Below are 19312 nucleotides of genomic sequence, written 5' to 3'. Positions count from 1 at the left end.
CAGTGAGCTTCACTCATTTTTTGTTACTCAAAGAAAATTTTTGAACCCAAAGTCAAAAGCAGTGGCCTTCGGCCAAAAGGGCGACTCCCCCAATGCCCCCCACTGGGGGGCATGGAGAAGGTCAGTTCAACACGATTCGAAGCAGAGCAGCAGCAACAGCAAAGGCGTCAGAAATCGAGTTTTTTCTGGGAAAAATCGGTGGGGCAAAATGCGCTGCTTTTTTGTTTGCCTTCAAATATAACAACTCCGTCCCGCAAAAAAATTTTATAGGGGGTGAAGGTTAAAGTCGTCGCCTTTTTGACCGTAATGTCGCATATAAGTAAGAAAATCGGGCTGAAAAGGCCCCACGGAGAGTGCGCCATCTCCCGGGGCACAGTAAGCGATTTGCTTAGATCAACAGGCTGTCGCTATCCAGAAGCCTAAGGACGAAGGGCTCATGACTCCGGGTCGAAGTCATCGTATCTGGCCACGAAAATACAGCAGGCAGCCCTCCTAGTGTCGTGAGCGGGTAGTTCGTTTTCTAACGCGCAACGGTATACTGTGCGGCCCTTACCCGAGCTGGTTATACGCATGCCTCGACCCATTGCTCCTTTTGCACTGCAACCCGCCGACGTCATCACGCTTCAAGGTTGGTTACGCATGAGTACGCTGGAGCAGTGCCTCGCTCAGCGGGCGCGGATACTACTTTTGCTTGCTCAAGGGGTGACGCCCTTGGCCATCTGTGATCAGTTACAGATCACGACACCAACGGTGTTCAAGTGGCGAAAACGCTACCTGGAGTCGGGTATCGACGGCCTGAGCGACCTGCCGCGTAGCGGTCAGCCCTTGAAACTGGGTGCTGAGAAAATCAAGGAAATCCTGACCCTGACCACTCACCGGGTGCCGAAAGAAGCAACGCATTGGAGCGTCCGGTTGATGGCCAAGTACGCGCGCGTTACCACCTGGCAAGTCCGGCAAATCTGGGCTGCCTCCGATCTCAAACCGCACCGATTAAAGACATTCAAGATCAGTAACGATCCGAACTTCGCAGAGAAGGTCATTGATGTCGTCGGGCTCTACCTCAGACCTCCGGACAATGCCATGGTGCTTTCGGTTGACGAGAAAACTCAGATCCAGGCGCTGGATCGTACTCAGCCAATGCTGCAACTTCGGCCCGGACAGATTGAGCGGTGCACCCATGATTACAAGCGCCATGGCACGGCGAGCCTATACGCCGCGTTCGACATCATGACCGGTGAAGTAATGGGCCGGATAACCCAGCGGCACCGGGCCAAGGAGTTTCTGGATTTTCTCCGGCAGATTGATAACAACACACCTGCCGAGCTGGATCTCCATGTGATCCTGGACAACAGCTCGACCCACAAAACCGCTGCAGTCAAGGCATGGCTGGAAAAGCATCCACGCTTCAAGTTGCACTTCACACCGACCAGTGCGTCTTGGTTGAACGCGGTGGAGTGCTGGTTTTCACAACTGGAGAGACGGGCGCTGTATCGAGGTGTCTTCACCAGTGTTGCTGACCTAAAAGTCGCGATTCGCCAGTTCATTACTGCTCATAACGAGCACTCGGCCAAGCCATTCAAGTGGAGCAAGACGGCAGCGGCCATCATCAGCTCCGTACATATGGCAAAGCTGAGCGTGATAAAAAATAAGCTAATGAATTAAGCGCTCAGGGCACTAGCGGGCCGTCCCCCTGACCGGCTCTTCCAAAGTGATCAAAATGTTGCGAGACAATTAGCAGACCGTCTTTAGTTCGATACTCGATTCAGTGCCGCAACGGTGAGGCTGGAAGGTGTCGTTTACGATGATCCTGCCCCGACGCTTGACGCCCTGGCAGTCACAATGGAAATACCCAACGAGTTAGCATCGGTCGTGCGGTCATTAAGGCTGGAGCATCTAAACCAGGATCTTAGGCACGTCAACAGCCGATAGATGTCGCTCGCCATCCTGCGGTAGACAAAGATTTCAATGGCCATTGGTCAAAAGTGTATTCGACTCCTGCTGCCTCAGAGAGCGTATCAAGCCGTGCTCCATCAAAAAACATGCCAGGAATAATTGACATTAAAGCGAATAGTATCAGCATCCGATCCATACTTTTGTCTAATCGGTATGTAGCGAAGCTGTATCGCGAGGTTCTTCAAGGCCCCCGTCTGAAATACATAATCAGCAATAAAATCAGTTTCCGTCTCTTTGTCCCTCGCTAAGCCAGCTCCGCGATCAATCTGCGTGCCCTTGCTAAAGCGGGTAAAAAACCGACCTCCAGGCAGGCCAATTCCAGCCATATTGTAGACATGACGAATTGACCAAGAGTGCTCATTGGGTCGGATGAAGCCGAGTGAAGACCACCCTACCAAAGCAGTGACATCTGTGTTACCGCTGAGTAAAGGGTATCCCGTTTGTCCCAACATCCTCTGATACGTTGCTCCAATCAGATGGTTTCCCTGGGTAAGGCTTAGCCCGACACCATAGTTCCTATTATCGATATCCCCAACTCGACGATCTCCATCCGCGCGAAAATCGTTGAGTCGGACGTCAAAGCCCAGCACCTTCCCCTCACCAAAGTGTGTCCGAGTCTGCCCCCCCACATAACGCTGCTTATAAATATCATGCAAAACAGATTGCCAGTGGCTGAGTCTGAAATTTTGGCTTACATCGTAGTCAACGCCGAAGAAATCCAGCCCATCATCACTCGCACTTCCTTTGCTTTGATTCATCAAATATAGTTCTGCGTGCTCTGAGGACTCTCGGGTTACTTGAGACCAGAAGCGCCCTCCAGTGAGTGTCAGACCTTCCAGGTCGCGGTTCTGCACCACAGCACCTTGCGCCACTGACGGCAATTGTCGAGATGTCTCACTACCCATGATTGGATAATTGGGCTGCTGATCACCTATCCAAGCATCAGTCTGATTGTACCTAAGTTTGAGCGTCGCACCGGCCCTACCATAACTCGGCGTGGTCTTCTTTGAATCATTGCCAAACGGTAATGAGCCATCATTCCCCGAAGAGTCAAGGCGAAGTGCATACTGAGCATTGAGATCAAACCCAAGCGAAACGGGAGTGTCAGTGTATCCCGATGAGAATTTTCCGAGCACACCTTGCGACCAGCTATACTGTTTTGATATTGGCGCCTTATCATTTACGAAATTTCGATTCATGTAGAAATTTCTAAAGTCCAATACTAGCTTACTGTCATCGAACGTATCGGCAGATGCAGCTTGCGCAAGCAAAGGAAACACAAGCAGGCAACGTGTTAAAGATTGGAAGGTACGGTACATGTGAGTTCCAACGATGCCGCTCGCCAAACAAATTCCGGGCGAACGAAAGCCACCGACCTATCGGCCAGCGGCAAGATTAAAAAATTAAGTGCTTACTATAGTTCCCGATCTAGTCGCCACCGAGGCGAACAATTATGTCGTTGACCGTATCGAGAAAAGCACCTTTATTAACGCCCCGCTCGACGAGCAAAGAATCCCAAGTCGCGGTGATAGTCGCGATTGCTAAGTTCAGCTGACGCAACCCTTCTTCTGTGATAGATATCGCGGCCAGCCTGCGATCCTCCGGATTCTTAGTTTTGCAAACGAATCCACGCTCATCAAGTTTCGAAATAGCGCGACTCAACGCTGACTGAGAAATCTTGGTGAAATCCGCGATTCCATTGACAGTTGACGGCCCGTTCTTCGCTAAGCAAAGGAAAATTCGCCAGTGAGAGATAGACATGTCGAATTGGGCAAGCTCGGAGGCAAGGAGCGATTGCGCGAGCCTGGACAAGACAGCCAACCGGTGTGGCAAGAACTCAGCAAGATTAAGGCCTTGCAGCTCATTGAGGATTTCATGGTTAGCAGTCATTGTCAGACTCATATCGGTCAAACTAGCCTTTATAGTGTGTTAGCCTTCATAACTCAACGCCCCTGTAAACCTACCTTGCGACGGAAACCCCCGTAATAGTTTGTCCAAGCTCTGGGCGGCAAACTGGCTTCCCATGCCTCATAGCGCGCTTTGAGGGCCTCGAAAACCTCAGGCTGCTCTGCTGATTGGTCGTTCAGCTCCTGTGGATCTGCTTCGAGGTCGAACAACATCGCGACCTCCTCGAGCGTCTCAAGATAGAGCTTCCACTTACCAACCCTTACTGCAGAATAGCCATCAAGTTTCCAGAAAAGGGCCTCATGGGGCGCATCCTCGACATTACCTTTGAAATACGGCAACAAATCTACGCCATCGAGGGGCTGCGAGCGTTCAGTCGAGACTCCGCACCCAGCTGCTACCGTCGGCAGAATGTCCAATGTAGAAGCTGGCTTAGAGAAAATGAGGCCAGCTGGAATCTGGCCTGGCCACTGCATGACGTATGGCATGCGAATGCCCCCTTCCCACGTAGAGAACTTGCCCCCAGAGAAAGGAGCATTGCTGCCCGGGCGGCTCGTGGCCGTGCCATTGTCACTCACAAACACCACGATGGTGTCGTCCTCAAGCCCATTTCTTCGAAGCGTTTCCAAAATCGCCCCTACGGCGTCATCCTGCGCCAGCAAGAGGGCGTTGTAGCCACGCACGGCGATGTTAGGGATCGTTTCCTTCAATGAATCGAAGTAGTGGCGAGGTACCTGAAGCGGAGGTACCGGCGAATTCATTGCGAAATACAGGAGGAAGGGTTCATCCTTGTTCTCGTTGATGTACTGCTCTGCCCGGTCTCGGAAGTAGAACAACAGGTACTGGTCGATATCGATAATTTCGCCGTTTTCGCGAATTTCATTCAGCCCCTCCCGTGTCCAGGCGGTGTCCGGTATTTCGTCGTGAAAGTCGACCTTGAGACTGAACATGTCTGGATCGTCAGGATTTGTAGATTGCAGGCTGGTATTGCCGTAAAACACTACCGAGTGATCAAAACCGCGATTCTGCGGGAGGAATTCTGCTCCGTGTCCCAAGTGCCACTTCCCGATCGCACCGGTTTTATAGCCAGCTGCCTTGAAGAGCTCGGCGATGTTTTTTTCCGACTTAGGGATTCCTCGTCGCAAAAACTCCGCCTCACCCTGTAGTTCCGCAAGTGAACCATCAGCGTTTCGAACAGGGTGCCGCTCAGGGAACGCTCCAGATGAAACCTGCTGCTCGAACCCAAAGCGCTGCTGGTAACGCCCGGTAATCAAGCCCGCGCGCGAGGGGCTGCACAGCGGAGCGGAGGCGTATCCGGCGGTCAACCTTACGCCTTTTTTAGCGATGCTATCGATGTGCTTGGTTTCTACAAGCTTGCTGCCGTAGCAAGACAGATCCCCGTAACCCATATCGTCCGCAATGATGATGACCACGTTGGGTCGTTTGGATGTAGGGGCGTCCTTTTCTTCGCTCATGCTTACCTCAGGTAGGTGACTATGAATACGGCGCCGTTAGGGCTTCACCCGCGACGGCCATTCCGCTATGTTACAAATATATGCAGATGCATATGCATGTGCAAATAACTGTTTAGATTGAGGTTATTCGATATGACGCTAAGCGATGAGTTATCCATTTCTCGTGGGTCGACGGAGGGAATGTGCTTTATTCCAGCAGGCCGATTCCTGAAAGGCAGCGACAGTTTCTACCCCGAAGAGGCCCCTCGGCAGGAAAGGACAGTGGCCGCGTTCTGGATCGATCGCAGTCCAGTCACAAATCGGGATTTCGAAGCGTTTGTGGCCGCCACCGGTTTTGTCACCCTTGCCGAGAAAAACCCGACCGATGCATGTGACTCAAACCCGGGCGCGGGTTCAGCTGTTTTTGTTCAACCTACTGCGAACTCGGACACATGGTGGGAGTACAGCCCCGGTGCGTGCTGGAAGGCACCATTGGGTATCGGAAGTAGCATTGATGACCTGCTCGACCACCCAGTCGTACACATCGCTTATGAAGATGCGCTTGCCTTTGCAACGTGGGCTGGGAAGACCCTGCCGACGGAAGACCAGTGGGAGTTTGCGGCACGAGGTGGCTTGGCGGACGCTGAGTACGCTTGGGGGGGTGAGCTAGCCCCAGGCGGCGCGATGATGGCCAACTTTTGGCAAGGCGCCTTCCCTCATGAAAATGAATTGACCGATGGTTGGCTGCGAACATCGCCTGTTGGCAGTTTCCCCTCTAACGGCTATGGCCTGGTCGATATGATTGGGAATGTATGGGAGTGGACGAGTGACTGGTGGAACATTCACACCGCCCAGCCCATGCGATCATGCTGCTCGACAGAGGAAGTGCTAAAACGGAGAAGCCTTGACCCCTTCGACCCTGCGCCGGTGCCCAGGAAAGTACTCAAAGGCGGATCGCATCTGTGCGCACCTAATTACTGCAAGAGGTATCGACCCGCAGCGCGACACCCACAGTCAATCGATAGCCCCACAAGTCATATTGGTTTCAGGTGCGTGGTCAGCTGATAGATAGGGCCCCGTTCGGGGCCCTTCTACCCCCTATTGAGATATCGCCTTGACGATGTCAGCGCTAGGCAGCGCTTTGGCCTCGAGTAGTGGTCTTGTGTCAGCCCAATCTGCGGCATTGAACGACTTCCTGATCAAGCGCATTTCTTTGGCAAGCGATACCTGCTGATCTAACGATTCAATGAAAGGCGCATCCAGATCTGGCTGAAGAATATCCCTAAAGCTCAGCGTGCCCATTGCGCGATCAACCTGTTCCTGCGTAAACCCGGATCGACGTGCAGCCTCGCTCAGGTACACTTGGCGGTTCGATGGAACGCTGATCCAGTCGTAGGCACCAGCGAAGACTCTCAGCAAGCGTCGAGTGATATCGGGATAGCTGGCCAAGAATTCTTTGCTCCCAACCAGAACGCTTTGTACGCCCCCTACTCCACCGAGATCTCCACTGGACAGTGCAACGTAGGCAAGCCCCTTGTCCTGCAGTTCGTACAAATTGCTTGAACCCCATACAGCATCAACCCGACCGGTGGAAAGTGCTGCAGTGGACGCGGCAAGATCCATGTTGACGACTCGCAGGTCACGCTCGGTCATCCCCACGGATGCCAACGCATTCACCAGAGACAAGTGGAAGATGGTGCCTCGAAAAACCGCAAGTGTCTTGCCTTTCAAGTCGTGCAATGACTTGACATCAAGTCCTTGCCGTACCCCTAGATAAGCATTCCCCTGGCGGCCAGTCGCCGCTAGGAGAGTGATATCCAACCCGTTTGCTTTACCAATGATCGCAGGAAGGTCACCGTAGAAAGCAAAATCAACCTGCTTGTTCGCCAAGGCCTCATTGATCGCTGGGCCGGCAGCTTTGAAAAACTGCCATTCCACCTTGATGCCATCCTCCTGAAACTCCTTCTCCAACAATTGCCGCCAGACAAGCACATCCGCGACACCACCGTTGAAGTGCTCTTTACCCCCGAGACCGTTGTCCGGAGCCGCGAGCCTAATGACCGTTGGTGGTGGCGCAGCAAACGCTACGGGAGAGAGCCAGCCGCTCAACAGGATGAGTAGGCTTGCGACTATTAGCTTTCTTGACTTCAACACATACTTTTTCATCGTCGATTCACTACTTTTCAAAAATCGTAAGACACGGTGGCACCGACGGTGCGAGGATCACCTATCGTACCCGCGAAGATGTTGCCTGCCCCAGTCGCCACGCTGGTGTAGTAGAACTTGTCGAACACGTTTCGCACCCACAGCGAGACATCCCATTGAGCGTCCCCGTCATCAATACGAACACCTCCGGATAGGTTGGTCAGGCTATAGGACGGGATCACGCCATAATCTGAATCGTCGCCGGTACCGAAGCTTTTCGCCCTGTATGAATACGAGGCATTCAGATAGGGCCTGATACCGGAGTCGAGCGCCCACTGGTATCGAGCATTGGCGTTGAAGATCTGACGGGGGGATCCGGATACACGCTTGCCAGTCAGGTTGCAGGTAGTACCTGGCGTTTCCGGCGGGCACTGGCCGTCCTGGTAGTCCATGTAAATGGCATCGATAAACGAACCATTGGCATTAAGCGTCAAGCCTTTGATTGGCATGACGGTGGTCTCGAACTCGATGCCCCTGCTTCGCATGCTGCCTACGTTACTCAAATAGCTGGTGTTGGCCTCACGATCCCAAGCAGTCGCTTGGTAGCCAGTGATCCATGACCAGAAGAGATTGGCGTTGAAGCTCACTCGCCCACCCCAAAGCGTGCTTTTGAAGCCTAGCTCCGCATCATTGGCACGCTCAGGGCCGATTAGCAGTGAAGAGGCACCGTTGCCAGGTAGTGAAGGGTTGATGCCCCCTGATTTCTCGCCATGCGTGAGGCTGCTGTAAACCATCAGATCCGGGTTAACCTTGTAGCTTATCGATGCCATCCCAGATGGACTGCTGCCCGAGATCTTCAGATTTCCGGAGTCGTAAGCCCCTAATCGTGCATTCCTCGCAGCCAGCGCAGCACCGGTTACCGAATCGCCGGTGGGCTCATAACGTTTGACCCTCCCCGTCTTTTCTTCATAGGTACCTCGTAATCCAAGCGTCAAATCCCACTGGGGATTCAAGTGCCAAGTGCCCTGGCCAAATACGGCGTAGCTGTCCGTGGACACCTTCGAAGGCATTTTAGAACTGACATTACTCAGCGCCCCGACAGGTAGCCCAAACCAGGCATCTGCTTGAGGGCCGTAGTTGTAGAACAGATTGTTTCCGACGCTACCCTTGAAATAGTAAGCGCCTACGACGTATTCGAACGTGTCATCCTTTGGCGAGGCGAGCCTGATTTCCTGGGAGAACTGCGATGCATTGGCGGACGCTCCCATGTTCGTCCATACCGGTGCGGTGGTGAGGTCGTCGTTGTAGGGATCGAACTGCCACAACCGCCAAGCACTGATAGAAGTCAGAGAGTAGCCTCTGTCAAGCTTCCAGTTGGCTTCAGCCGAGAGAGCATTCTGATATACCTTGCTCCCGTTTCTACCGTCCGTATTGACCTTTAGCTTCTTAGGGTCGGTGATGGGGTCTTGCGCACCTACCCTGGTGTATCGTGCCCGGGTGCTCGCCAGTGGCCCAAAACTCAAAAATGAACGAGTGAGGTCGAGGTCTTCATCGTTGTACTCAGCGATCAGCCTCAAGCTGAAGTCATCGTCAGGCTCAAACAGCAATTGCCCTCGAATGCCCTGTCGGGTGCGGCCTTGGTAATCTCCGTCGTGGACGTTCTTGATGAAACCATCGGTCTCGCTGCGGCTAAGGGAAATGCGACCAGCAACAGCATCTGTGAGTGGCCCCGAGAAACTTCCTCGATACTCCTTCAATCCATACTGGCCCGTGGACACACTGAGATGGTTCTCGGGATAAAAGGTCGGGGCCTTGGTGCGGATGTTCACAACGCCCGCCGTGCTGTTTTTGCCAAACAGCGTACCTTGCGCTCCCCGCAGGACTTCCACCTGTTCGATATCCAGCAGGTCGAAGGCTGCCATGCCTGTTCGACTGAGATACACGTTATCGATGTAGACGGCTGCGCTACCTTCCAGTCCGTCGTTCCTCGGGTTGTTGCCAATACCACGAATGGACAGACTGCTCTGCGCTGCGTGCCAAAATGGCATGTTGACGCTAGGAGCAAGTTGCTGAATGTCCTGTATCGCAGACACACGATTGTCCTGAAGATGCTCGCCGGTCAGCGTCGTCATCGGCGCAGGCACGTCTTGAGCCGCCTCATCACGGCGCCGTGCGTTCACCACCACCGTGGACAGCGTGGAGTCATCTCTTGCCTCTGGCTTTGAAATCGGTAAATCGTCTGCGTACACAGAAGCACCTTGCCATGTGTAAGCCAGTGCGACCGACCAGTAAAGCAGATGACACTTAAACCGATGCTGTATATGCATATATCCCCAGGGAATAAAAAAGATGCTCGTTGTGAATATTTGTTATTTGAGGTTAAAATTCGAGCAATTCCCGCGCAAATGCGTATGGCTTATAGGGGTATGCACACGATGCATTTCGAACTGAGAAACTTGCGGCATTTCGTTGCGTTAATTAATCACCGAAGCTTTGTGCTTGCAGCCCATTCTGTTAATTTGTCACAGCCCGCGTTCAGCCGAAGCATCCAGGCTTTAGAGCATCAAGTGGGTTGTGATCTTGTTCACCGAGAAAAGAAAGGGCTTCCACCTACCCAGCAAGGCAAAGTTCTGCTGGATTACGCCAATGAGATTCTAAGAAAATCAGACGAACTGGCATTTAGGATTGCTGCCTTTAACAGCAATGCTCAATCCGTTTTGAATTTCGGTTGTGGCCCAGTAGCGGCTGCCTCAATAGTACCTAAAGCAATCGCAAAACTTTTGCAGAATCACCCACATGCCAAGGCTCGATTTGTTGTAGACAAGTGGAATGAACTGAGCTTAAAACTTAACCGCGGCGAAATAGACTTCTTCATAAGCAATACACTTTATTTTGAAGATGACAAGAACCACCAAATAGTACCTCTTGCGCCAAGAAAGTGGTGCTTATACGCTCAAGCTGAACATCCAGTATTCAAAGAAACGCCAAACAAATACAACATCTTGAAATATCCAATCGGCTGTACGCTTGGCGTTAGGGAGTTACTGTCCAGCTACCTATCGGAGCCGGACTACATACCGAGCTTACTTTGCGAGAACGGCTACTCCATTATGGATATCAGTCTAAACTCACACACCATTGGCTGCTCAGCCCTGCTCCCTATGATAGAAGATAATATTCAAAAAAGATTGCTCCGGGTTATCGAGCCCAGTGATTTCCAGGGGGCGCAGCAGGACAGAAATATCTTAAATGGAATTATTTCACTGAAGGGAACAATGACAACTCCTCTAAGGCAGACATTCATACAACTACTGCAAGATTACGATCAAGTTCCGCACTGAAGAATTATGCAAGCCGTGCATGTCAACATGCGCTGAAGGCAATTGAGCACCAGAGCATCGCGCCATACAGTGTTCGATCACCTTCTCGGCCCGACTTCCCAGTCGCCCGCCTAGTCAGACAGGCAGCAAAGATGTCTATTTCAATACCGCAAGACCAACCCATTCGAAGCAGGTTGTTCAAATTCGGGGAATGCGCGCACTCGTTGTCCCCCTTGATACTACCGCTAGCCATAGTAATACTCTGGCATCTGGCATCACATTACGATTGGTTGAACAGCCAGGTTCTACCTTCACCGTCCGTGGTTTGGAGTTCAGCACTGGATCTTGCACAACAAGACCTGGTGGCCAGCATTTTGATCAGTCTTCGTAGACTGGTTTTAGGCCTGACCTCTGGCCTCTTGGTGGGTGTACTTCTGGGTACATTGATAGGTCTGAGTGAACGAGCAGAACGCTTGTTTCTCCCCACGTTTTCAGCACTGGCCCAAGTGCCAACGCTGGCGTGGATTCCACTTTTCATGCTGTGGTTCGGCATCGAAGAGACGCTCAAAATAGTCGTCGTCATGAAGGCGGTGATTGTGCCCATGACATTCCATACCGCTATGGGAGTGCGGGACATCCCTTCACGACTCCAGGAGGCGGCAGCAGTTCTTCGCCTATCGCCGTGGGCAAGACTAAGGTACCTCATCATTCCGGCGATGGCGCCCTCCGTCCTCGCAGGATGCAAGACGGCCCTTGGTACCGCATGGTCGTCACTGCTTGCAGTAGAGCTACTAGCCTCAAGCGACGGCTTGGGCTACCTCATGGTGTGGGGCCGCCAATTGTTTATGCTGGACATTGTGCTGGTATGTATCTGCGTGGTCGCAGTGATCGGTATTGTAATGGATCGTGGAATCCGTTGGATTGATCAGCATTGCATACACTGGCCTCAACCGAGTGCGTTAGAGTTGAAACGGCGATCACTGATTGGTATTGAAAATATAGAGCCTTGGATTATTCCTGTTTTAATGCTAACAGCATGGTACGCCGTGTCGGCTGCAGGTGCAGTCAACCCTAACATCATTATCCATCCCAACAAGGTTTTTATCACCTTGTGGCATGGGCTTACCGAGGGGAATATGGCCACATCGCTTGCTCAGAGCTTGCGCTTCTCGCTAATTGGCCTAACCGTTGGTGGTAGCTTCGGAATTATCGTTGGGGTTTTATTGGGCATGAAGCAGGTAGTAGAACATGCCTGCGGCCCAACGCTCTCGGTTATCCGTCACGTCGCAATTTTCGCATGGATTCCTTTAATTACCGCGTGGTTCGGCCTAGGAAATACATCTAAAATTGCTTTCATAGCACTCGCGTGCTTCTCTCCTCTCTATGTAGCCACTCAGACTGGAATCGCGAACCTGTCTATGGATTTGAATGAGGCTGCTCGCGTTCTGCGGCTGGGTTTGTGGCATAGAATGACCAAGCTCATTCTTCCCGGTGCATTATCCAGCATATTCAGCGGACTCCGGGTATCTTTGATTTATGCATGGCTTGCCACTATCGGCGCGGAGTACTTTATTACCACGACTTCTGGAATAGGAAGTTACATGATTGCCGCACAACAGCTATTCCGAATGGACGATGTCATGGCAGCAATGATCTTAATCGGATTAACGGGCGCCGTAATTCATAAGCTAGGCATGAAAATTGAGAAGCTAGCATCGCGCTGGAGATTTAAATGAATTCATCAATCAATGCTGCGTGCGACACGGCTATTGTTTCTTTCAAAAATGTCAGAAAAAAATTCAAGACCACCCAAGGTGATCTGTTAGCGCTTGATGACTTCACGCTGGACATCGCTGAAGGTGAGTCGATTGCTCTCTTAGGATCAAGTGGCTGCGGCAAGTCTACGCTTTTGAGGATGCTCGTTGGACTGGATACAGACTACGAAGGGTCAATCTGTGTTAAAGGCCGCCCGGTTAAGGGCATCGAGCAAGAGCGAGGCATGGTTTTTCAAGAGCACCGCTTGTTTCCATGGCTAACTGTAGCCAAGAACATCGAGTTGGGACTGCTGAATGACCAACTGAGTCCACAAGAACGACAGTCGAAAATTGCTGATCATGTGAGGCTAGTTGGGCTGGATGGATTCGCAGACAGCTATCCCCACCAGCTCTCGGGGGGGATGGCTCAGCGCGTATCCATCGCACGAGGACTTGTGAGTAGTCCGCGCATCTTGCTATTGGATGAACCATTTGGTGCCCTAGACGCCAATACTCGCACGCAGATGCAGCAAGAACTTCTTAGGATCAGAGCGGAGTCTCGAATTACCACCATTCTGGTGACCCATGATATAGAGGAAGCTATCTATATCGCCGACAGGATTATTCTACTGGCCCCTCGCCCGGGAAGGATTCAGAAGGTGATAAAGGTTTGTGAAGCACACCCAAGAGAGCGCACTCCATTTGAATTTCATCGATTACAGAAGGAGCTGCTGTACACGATGACAGGCGATGAGGCGTACGCAGCCGAGACTCGTCGACTCGAAAGCCTATCGCCGAGCGCCATCGCCCTCTAGCCGCCACCAAATAACTTTCTAAGGGTGTCCTCGTAGAGATGCGACCTAAACCGTCTATGAAAAAGATGATTGCTACGTGCCCAGGGGCTCTATCGGGACGGGATACTCAATCCGTCGAGCGCGATCAGGGCGTCATCAAGAGGATGATTTCGGGCGAAGCTCCACGCTAAAACGTAGCGCAGGACATAGGTGCAACACCACTGCAAGAATCTCTGGACTAGCGGGTGGGGTTGGTCGAGCTAACTTTGGTGGCCAGGGCCTGACGACCTTTGCCGTGCGGGGTTTACGACCGGAGATTTCTACTGCAACGGCTTTCCGATACTCGCGGCTAACCTGCTCTCTGAGCTTTGTCGGTTAAGCGCATCACCACTAAAACAGATCACATCAGAAACTGATCACCCGCCGCCCAGCTGATGGAGCCTCAGCACACTGCAGTTGACCGACAACCGCGCTCGAAGCTAACAGCGAGCGCAGTTGTCAGCCTACAAAAACGAGGCTCGACATTTTTCAAGAATTTATTTTTTCTTGACACCACCTTGCCTAGCCTTAAACCGCGGGTTGGATTTGCAGATCACGTAAATCCTGCCTCGACGCTTCACGATCTGGCAGTCACGATGGCGATTCTTGGCCTGTTTGAGCGATGAAAGAACTTGCATGGCGCCACTCCTGTTATGTGATAACATTATGTTAACGCGAATCATTCTCGACTACAAGCCTCACCCTCATCCCCCCCTCATCGGTTCTGATTACTGCAGGCCAAGCCACTTGTCATGCAACGATGACTCAGTTCCCGAAACAGCCGACTGCTCACGCATGTACACGTATTGCCCGGCGCAGACGCTCATGGAACACGCCTGCACAGCTGCCTAGCGACCCCTAGGAGGTTCTCGATGAGAGCCCCAGATCTTGGGTTTCCTTCAGCGTCATCATAATGCGTACCCCAAGCGACAGGCGGTGATCAGCTGCTGCCTTGGGATGAAAAATGCGAACCGCCCCAATTACGACACGCATGGCTTGAGCGGGAACGTAACAAGATATTTCAATAATGGACGTTATATCATCACATTGCCTACCATGCGCGACTTCCGCACTGGATGATTTTTTTCACCGAAACTGACAAGGACGAACAACTCTGAAGCGCTCGGCCTAGACAGGTCGCTTCAACGTTGCCGTCGGGTGTCGAGCAAAAGGAATGTAATGTGGTACTCAAGCCCAAGCTAAAGCTACTCGCGGCAGCAGTTGCCGTCTGCGCGACCTTCGCCTACGCAAACGTCAACGCTGATGACAAAGTCTTTGACGTCGTTGCTCCCTTCGAGATCGTGGGCCTGGATCCGTCCGTATCCGGATTCATTTTTCAGCGAATGCAGATCACTGAAACCCTGCTAGAAGCCGACCCGATAGGACAGCCCCAACCCGCGCTTGCTGAGACGTGGAGTGTCACGGATGACGGAAAAGTGTGGCACCTGGCAATCCGACCCGGTGTGAAATTTCATGATGGAAGCGAATTAACCCCAGTTGTAGCGGCTCATTCACTCAATGTCGCTCGGAACAAGGCGGGCATTCTGAGCAAAGCCAAGATTGAATCGATTACAGCCGAAGGCAACGAAGTTGTCATTCGACTGAAGGAGCCCTTCGCCCCTCTGCCCGCGCTGTTGGCTCACTCGTCCACCAGCATCTTGGCCGCGGCTGCGTATGATTCGAAGGATGTTGTTCAAAAGGTCATTGCCACCGGCCCCTACAAGACAACCCTGGTAGAGCCTCCTCAACGTCTTGCAACGCAAAGATTCGAAGAATACTGGGGCACTAAACCAAGCATCGAGAAAACCACCTACTTGGGCGCAGGGCGCGGAGAAACTCGAACCCTGATGGCCGAGAGCGGCGGCGCTGAGCTTGTGTTTCAGCTCGACCCTCCCAGCATTGCTCGACTCTCACGCTCCAAGGATGTCCATGTACTGAAAGAGCCAGTTCCGCGCGTTGTCATGCTGGCAGTGAATTCAGGCGCAGGGCCGACAGCCTCTGTAGATACCCGTAAAGCATTGAGCCTGGCAATCCAACGGGAAGGTATCGCTGCCGCCGTATTACGTGCACCAGGTACCGGCGCAACACAAATGTTTGCCGATAACGTAAGTGCCTGGCACGACGCTAACCTTCCACCCTTGAAGTACGACCCAGAAGCGGCACGCAAGCTGTTGGGCAATGAAGGTTGGGTTGCTGGCTCAGACGGGATCTTGATGAAAGACGGGGTGCGTTTCCGTATGAAGCTGCTCACCTTCGGTGACCGCCCTGAGTTGGCACTGATCGCCACAGCCTTACAAGCGCAATTGCGAGAGATTGGCGTCGAGGTTCAAGTGGCAGTGGAAAATGTCAGCGCTATACCCGTGGCATACAATGATGGTTCCCTTCAAATGGCGCTATTCTCCCGCGCTTACGCACTCGTGCCCGATCCCCTCGTAACTATTTTCGGCGACTTTGGAAACGGCGGTGCTGAGTGGGGGCCACTGGGGTGGAAAAACCCTGCTTTTGACTCCGCGATGAACGCGCTGTTGTCCGGAAAAAAGCCAGAAGACCAACAAGCTCTGCGTAATCAGATGCTTGCTCAATTCCAGAACGAGCTCCCCCTGATTCCTGTGGCCTGGTACCGCCAGACAATCGCAGTGTCGAATCAGGTGGAAGGGGCAGCAATCGATCCATTCGAGCGCACGTTCGGGCTAACAAAAATGCGGTGGGCACAATGATCCGGCTTCTAGGCTTTCGACTGCTTCAGGCGGTCATGGTGGCTGTCGTCGTCGGCGCTCTTACGTTTATGTTGATGACGCTCCTCCCTGGTGACGCAGCGTACCGAATTGCCGCAGGCCGTTATGGTTATGACATGGTGAACGGCGCTGCTGCTGAAGCGGTACGCGCAGAGCTCAGCCTCGACCAACCAGTAATCTGGCGCTTTCTCGCCTGGATTAAAGACCTGCTTAGCTTTGACCTCGGCACATCCCTGGTGTCTGGTACTCCTGTCACTGACGTTGTACTTCATGAGCTAGGGAGCTCAGTGCGCCTGGCTATTGGAGCGGTGATTCTCTCCTTCCTCATCGGCCCACCACTCGGAATCTTCGCAGGGCTGCGCCCGGGCGGAGTGCTTGACCGAGGGCTACTCATCCTGAGCACAGCAACTCGCGCTATACCGCATTTTGTGATGGGCGTGATTCTAGTATTTGTATTCTCCGTCTCACTCGCAATCCTGCCATCCGCGGGGCACGGCACCTGGGCGCACACCATACTACCTTCGCTTACCCTCGCGCTGGGACTCGCAGCTGTCTCATCTCGTGTGGCGCGAGACGCTACGGTAAAGATTGCCTCCTCCCCATTCTATGCGTTTGGCCGACTGAAAGGGCTCGGCGCGCTGAAGGTCTTCACACGCCACGGCTTACGCAACATTGGCGTACCAGTAGTTACCTACCTGGGCGTTCAACTGGTGTATCTGATTGAAGGCGTGGTCGTCGTAGAAACGCTCTTCGCCTGGCCTGGAATTGGCCATGGCTTGGTGCATGCCATCGTCCAACGCGATCTGCCGATGGTGCAAGGCGCAGCGCTAGCAATGGGTCTCATGTTTGTGGTGCTGAACACGTGTGTCGACCTGGCCAACCATCTGATTGACCCGCGCCGGAGTGACGCATGAATATTGAACTCGAAATCGCAAACGCGGCACCAAAGCCTCGCCACCTACCTCGGCTGGTCGGGTTCGCAATCCTCCTTGCTCTGATTGCCTTTGCCGTCCTCGTTCCTATTCTGTGGGACGTGGACATTGCCAAGCAGGATTACAACGCCATTCTGTCGGGCTCAATAAGCGCGCACCCCCTGGGCACAGATCATTTAGGTCGAGATATGCTCGCACGCTTGGCTTCTGCAGTACGCTTGTCATTGGGGCTAGCGCTGGTGAGCGTAATTACAGCAGCCGTGCCTGGCGTACTTCTGGGCATCCTTGCAGCCTGGAAAGGTGGATTTACCGACAAGACACTTGGCCTTGTTACAGAGTTGGTTCTGGCGCTGCCCGGCCTGCTGTTGGTTCTGCTAATCGTGGCAATCTTCCCAGGTTCCTTTGTCGCCTTGTACGGGGCGATCGCACTGGTGCTTTGGATAGAATACTTCCGCATGACACGCGCCCTGTCCCGCAACGTACTGGCATCGCCAGCCGTCGCTGCCACACGCCTGCTCGGCTTTGGGCCCATGTACGTCATCCGCCGCCACCTTTGGCCAGAGCTAGGGCCCGCGATCCTAACCATTGCGTCGTTCGGAGCCGCCTCGGCGATCATGGCAATCGCAGCCCTGGGTTTTGTCAGCGTAGGCGTTCAACCCCCGACAGCTGAGTTGGGACTGATGATCACAGAATTGCTCCCCTACTTTGCAGAAGCACCTTCAGTAATCGCAATGCCGATCATGGTTGTCTTCCTGATTGTTCTTTCACTCATACTGATCGCTGGAGGGCGCAAACCATGAAGCCGCTGCTGAAAACTGAAGATTTGGAGATCCGAACAGTTGACACTCGCCTGGTTGATCCACTTTCCATAGAACTGTTCCCGGGTCAGGTGCTAAGCATCATTGGCGAAACCGGCTCAGGGAAAAGCCTATTCGCTCAAGGTGTTGTTGGAAATTTACCGCCGGGACTGCACGCCCAAGGCCGGATTGAGTTCGCGGACGGCGTCAGTGAGGATGGGCGAAGCAATAGGCGCCAAACACTCTGGGGGCGTGAAATTGCCGTTCTCCCTCAAGAGCCCTGGCTGAGCCTTGACCCAACCATGCGCGCACTTCCTCAGGTTTCCGAGACCTATCAGCATGTAGTAGGGAAGAACGCGTCTGAGTCTCGCGAGCTCGCGCAAAGAGACTTGGTTCGACTGGGGCTAGAGCATGCTTCCACGAAGTACCCATTTCAGCTTTCAGGCGGTATGGCGCAACGCTTAGCGTTCGCGGCGACACACGCTGGCGGCGCAAAATTGATGGTGGCAGATGAACCCACCAAAGGTTTGGATCGCGACCGGATTGACGAGGTGATCAGCCTCCTGAAAGCTGGCTTGGCCGAGGGTGGTGCGCTGCTGATCATTACTCATGACATGGAGGTTGCCCGCCGCCTGGGCGGCGACATCATGATCATGCTCAAGGGGAAGATCATCGAAGCTGGTAGCGCCGAACAGGTGCTCAACAATCCTACGCACGCCTACACCCGACAGTTATTGGATGCTGACCCGCTGAATTGGAAGATTCATAAACCCGCGCTGCCTGCAGTCGAGCCAGTGGTGCAAGTTAAAAACTTGGCTGTTGATCGCGGCGGGCGCACACTTTTCCAGGGCCTTTCCTTCGATGTTCACCCAGGTGAAATCGTTGGAGTAACCGGCCCCTCAGGGTGCGGCAAGTCGACCCTCGGAGATGTGATTCTGGGGCTGATGGATGCAAGCGAAGGCAACATCGTTAAGCGCGCCGGCACCTCCCGAGTTGCGTTCCAAAAGCTCTTCCAGGATCCAGTCGCCGCCTTCCCGCCGACAGTGACATTAGCCCAAAATCTGGCAGATCTGGTACACCTGCATGGACTTGATGCCAATCGCATTGGCCCCCTGCTGAAACGACTTCGATTGGAACAGTCACTGCTGAATCGGCTGCCGGGAAATGTTTCTGGCGGTGAGCTTCAGCGTTTCTCATTGCTACGTGTACTCTTGATTGACCCAGTGCTCATTTTCGCGGATGAACCAAGCTCCCGGCTTGACCTCATTACCCAAAAGGAAATGCTGGAACTGCTAGTCGAATCCGCAAAAGAAAGTCATACCGCTGTGCTCTTGGTTAGCCATGACGAAGCCCTGATTGATGCAGTTTCTGATCAACGTATTCGGCTTGGCAGCTCAGAGTATCCAGTGTCTGTACATGAAATGGCTAAGACGCCTGCGCAATCAGTTCGTTCAGCAGCCGAGGCTTAAAGTAGCTGTGGCTGG

Annotated in this window: 15 protein-coding genes; 9 read left to right on the top strand and 6 right to left on the bottom strand. The window is 53.1% G+C overall.

The features are described 5' to 3' along the window. Positions 1-570 precede the first annotated feature (570 nt). On the top strand, positions 571-1662 hold the full coding sequence (locus tag IAE39_RS00470; RefSeq protein ID WP_201198390.1) for an IS630 family transposase: 1092 nt from the start codon (positions 571-573) through the stop codon (positions 1660-1662). A 368-nt stretch (positions 1663-2030) separates the two neighbouring features. Here the strand turns inward: IAE39_RS00470 and IAE39_RS00465 are convergent, their stop codons facing one another. The 3 genes from IAE39_RS00465 to IAE39_RS00455 form a co-directional block, all read right to left on the bottom strand. Continuing rightward, positions 2031-3272, bottom strand: a complete 1242-nt coding sequence (locus tag IAE39_RS00465; RefSeq protein WP_201198388.1) for an OprD family outer membrane porin — start codon at positions 3270-3272, stop codon at positions 2031-2033. A gap of 109 nt (positions 3273-3381) precedes the next feature. After that, positions 3382-3843: a MarR family winged helix-turn-helix transcriptional regulator gene (locus tag IAE39_RS00460; protein ID WP_157973387.1), complete on the bottom strand. Its 462-nt coding sequence runs from the start codon at positions 3841-3843 to the stop codon at positions 3382-3384. A 53-nt stretch (positions 3844-3896) separates the two neighbouring features. Continuing rightward, positions 3897-5333 carry a sulfatase-like hydrolase/transferase gene (locus IAE39_RS00455; protein ID WP_201162931.1) on the bottom strand — a complete coding sequence of 479 codons (1437 nt, stop codon included), beginning with the start codon at positions 5331-5333 and terminating at the stop codon, positions 3897-3899. Positions 5334-5465: 132 nt separating this feature from the next. Between IAE39_RS00455 and IAE39_RS00450 the strand changes: the two genes are divergently transcribed. Continuing rightward, positions 5466-6377 (top strand): formylglycine-generating enzyme family protein, encoded by a 912-nt coding sequence (locus tag IAE39_RS00450; RefSeq protein WP_328825411.1) that lies wholly within the window; start codon positions 5466-5468, stop codon positions 6375-6377. A 33-nt stretch (positions 6378-6410) separates the two neighbouring features. Here the strand turns inward: IAE39_RS00450 and IAE39_RS00445 are convergent, their stop codons facing one another. Further along, a complete protein-coding gene (locus IAE39_RS00445) occupies positions 6411-7478 on the bottom strand; it encodes an ABC transporter substrate-binding protein (protein WP_201198386.1) in 1068 nt (355 codons plus the stop codon). Between the two features lie 17 nt (positions 7479-7495). Then, positions 7496-9784, bottom strand: coding sequence for a TonB-dependent receptor (locus IAE39_RS00440; RefSeq protein WP_268932981.1), 2289 nt, complete (start codon positions 9782-9784; stop codon positions 7496-7498). Here IAE39_RS00440 and IAE39_RS00435 point away from each other — a divergent pair. The 3 genes from IAE39_RS00435 (at position 9755) to IAE39_RS00425 (ending at position 13346) form a co-directional block, all read left to right on the top strand. After that, positions 9755-10798: a LysR family transcriptional regulator gene (locus IAE39_RS00435; protein WP_201198382.1), complete on the top strand. Its 1044-nt coding sequence runs from the start codon at positions 9755-9757 to the stop codon at positions 10796-10798. The two genes, IAE39_RS00440 and IAE39_RS00435, sit on opposite strands and share 30 nt — an antisense overlap. 131 nt (positions 10799-10929) lie before the next feature. Beyond that, positions 10930-12513, top strand: a complete 1584-nt coding sequence (locus IAE39_RS00430; protein ID WP_201162927.1) for an ABC transporter permease — start codon at positions 10930-10932, stop codon at positions 12511-12513. Beyond that, positions 12510-13346, top strand: a complete 837-nt coding sequence (locus tag IAE39_RS00425) for an ABC transporter ATP-binding protein (RefSeq protein ID WP_201198380.1) — start codon at positions 12510-12512, stop codon at positions 13344-13346. The genes IAE39_RS00430 and IAE39_RS00425 overlap by 4 nt, the downstream gene beginning before the upstream one ends. Before the next feature lie 515 nt (positions 13347-13861). Here IAE39_RS00425 and ykgO read toward each other — a convergent pair. Then, complete coding sequence (gene ykgO / locus IAE39_RS00420) at positions 13862-14002, bottom strand: type B 50S ribosomal protein L36 (protein WP_117139605.1); 141 nt, start codon at positions 14000-14002, stop codon at positions 13862-13864. Between the two features lie 543 nt (positions 14003-14545). On the opposite strand from ykgO, the gene IAE39_RS00415 reads away from it, so the two are divergent. From IAE39_RS00415 to IAE39_RS00400, 4 genes are read left to right on the top strand one after another with little or no spacing between them, the layout of a single operon-like run. Next, positions 14546-16081 (top strand): ABC transporter substrate-binding protein, encoded by a 1536-nt coding sequence (locus IAE39_RS00415; RefSeq protein WP_201198378.1) that lies wholly within the window; start codon positions 14546-14548, stop codon positions 16079-16081. Next, complete coding sequence (locus IAE39_RS00410) at positions 16078-17013, top strand: ABC transporter permease (RefSeq protein WP_201198376.1); 936 nt, start codon at positions 16078-16080, stop codon at positions 17011-17013. The genes IAE39_RS00415 and IAE39_RS00410 overlap by 4 nt, the downstream gene beginning before the upstream one ends. After that, positions 17010-17831: an ABC transporter permease gene (locus IAE39_RS00405; RefSeq protein ID WP_201198374.1), complete on the top strand. Its 822-nt coding sequence runs from the start codon at positions 17010-17012 to the stop codon at positions 17829-17831. Before IAE39_RS00410 ends, IAE39_RS00405 begins: the two co-directional genes overlap by 4 nt. Beyond that, complete coding sequence (locus IAE39_RS00400; protein WP_201198372.1) at positions 17828-19297, top strand: ABC transporter ATP-binding protein; 1470 nt, start codon at positions 17828-17830, stop codon at positions 19295-19297. Before IAE39_RS00405 ends, IAE39_RS00400 begins: the two co-directional genes overlap by 4 nt. The last annotated feature ends 15 nt before the right edge of the window (positions 19298-19312 follow it).

Source organism: Pseudomonas sp. S37 (assembly GCF_016658545.1).
Classification (GTDB): Bacteria; Pseudomonadota; Gammaproteobacteria; order Pseudomonadales; family Pseudomonadaceae; genus Aquipseudomonas.
Note: the sequence above shows the minus strand (reverse complement) of the source record. Positions and strands in the feature narration are given on the sequence as shown.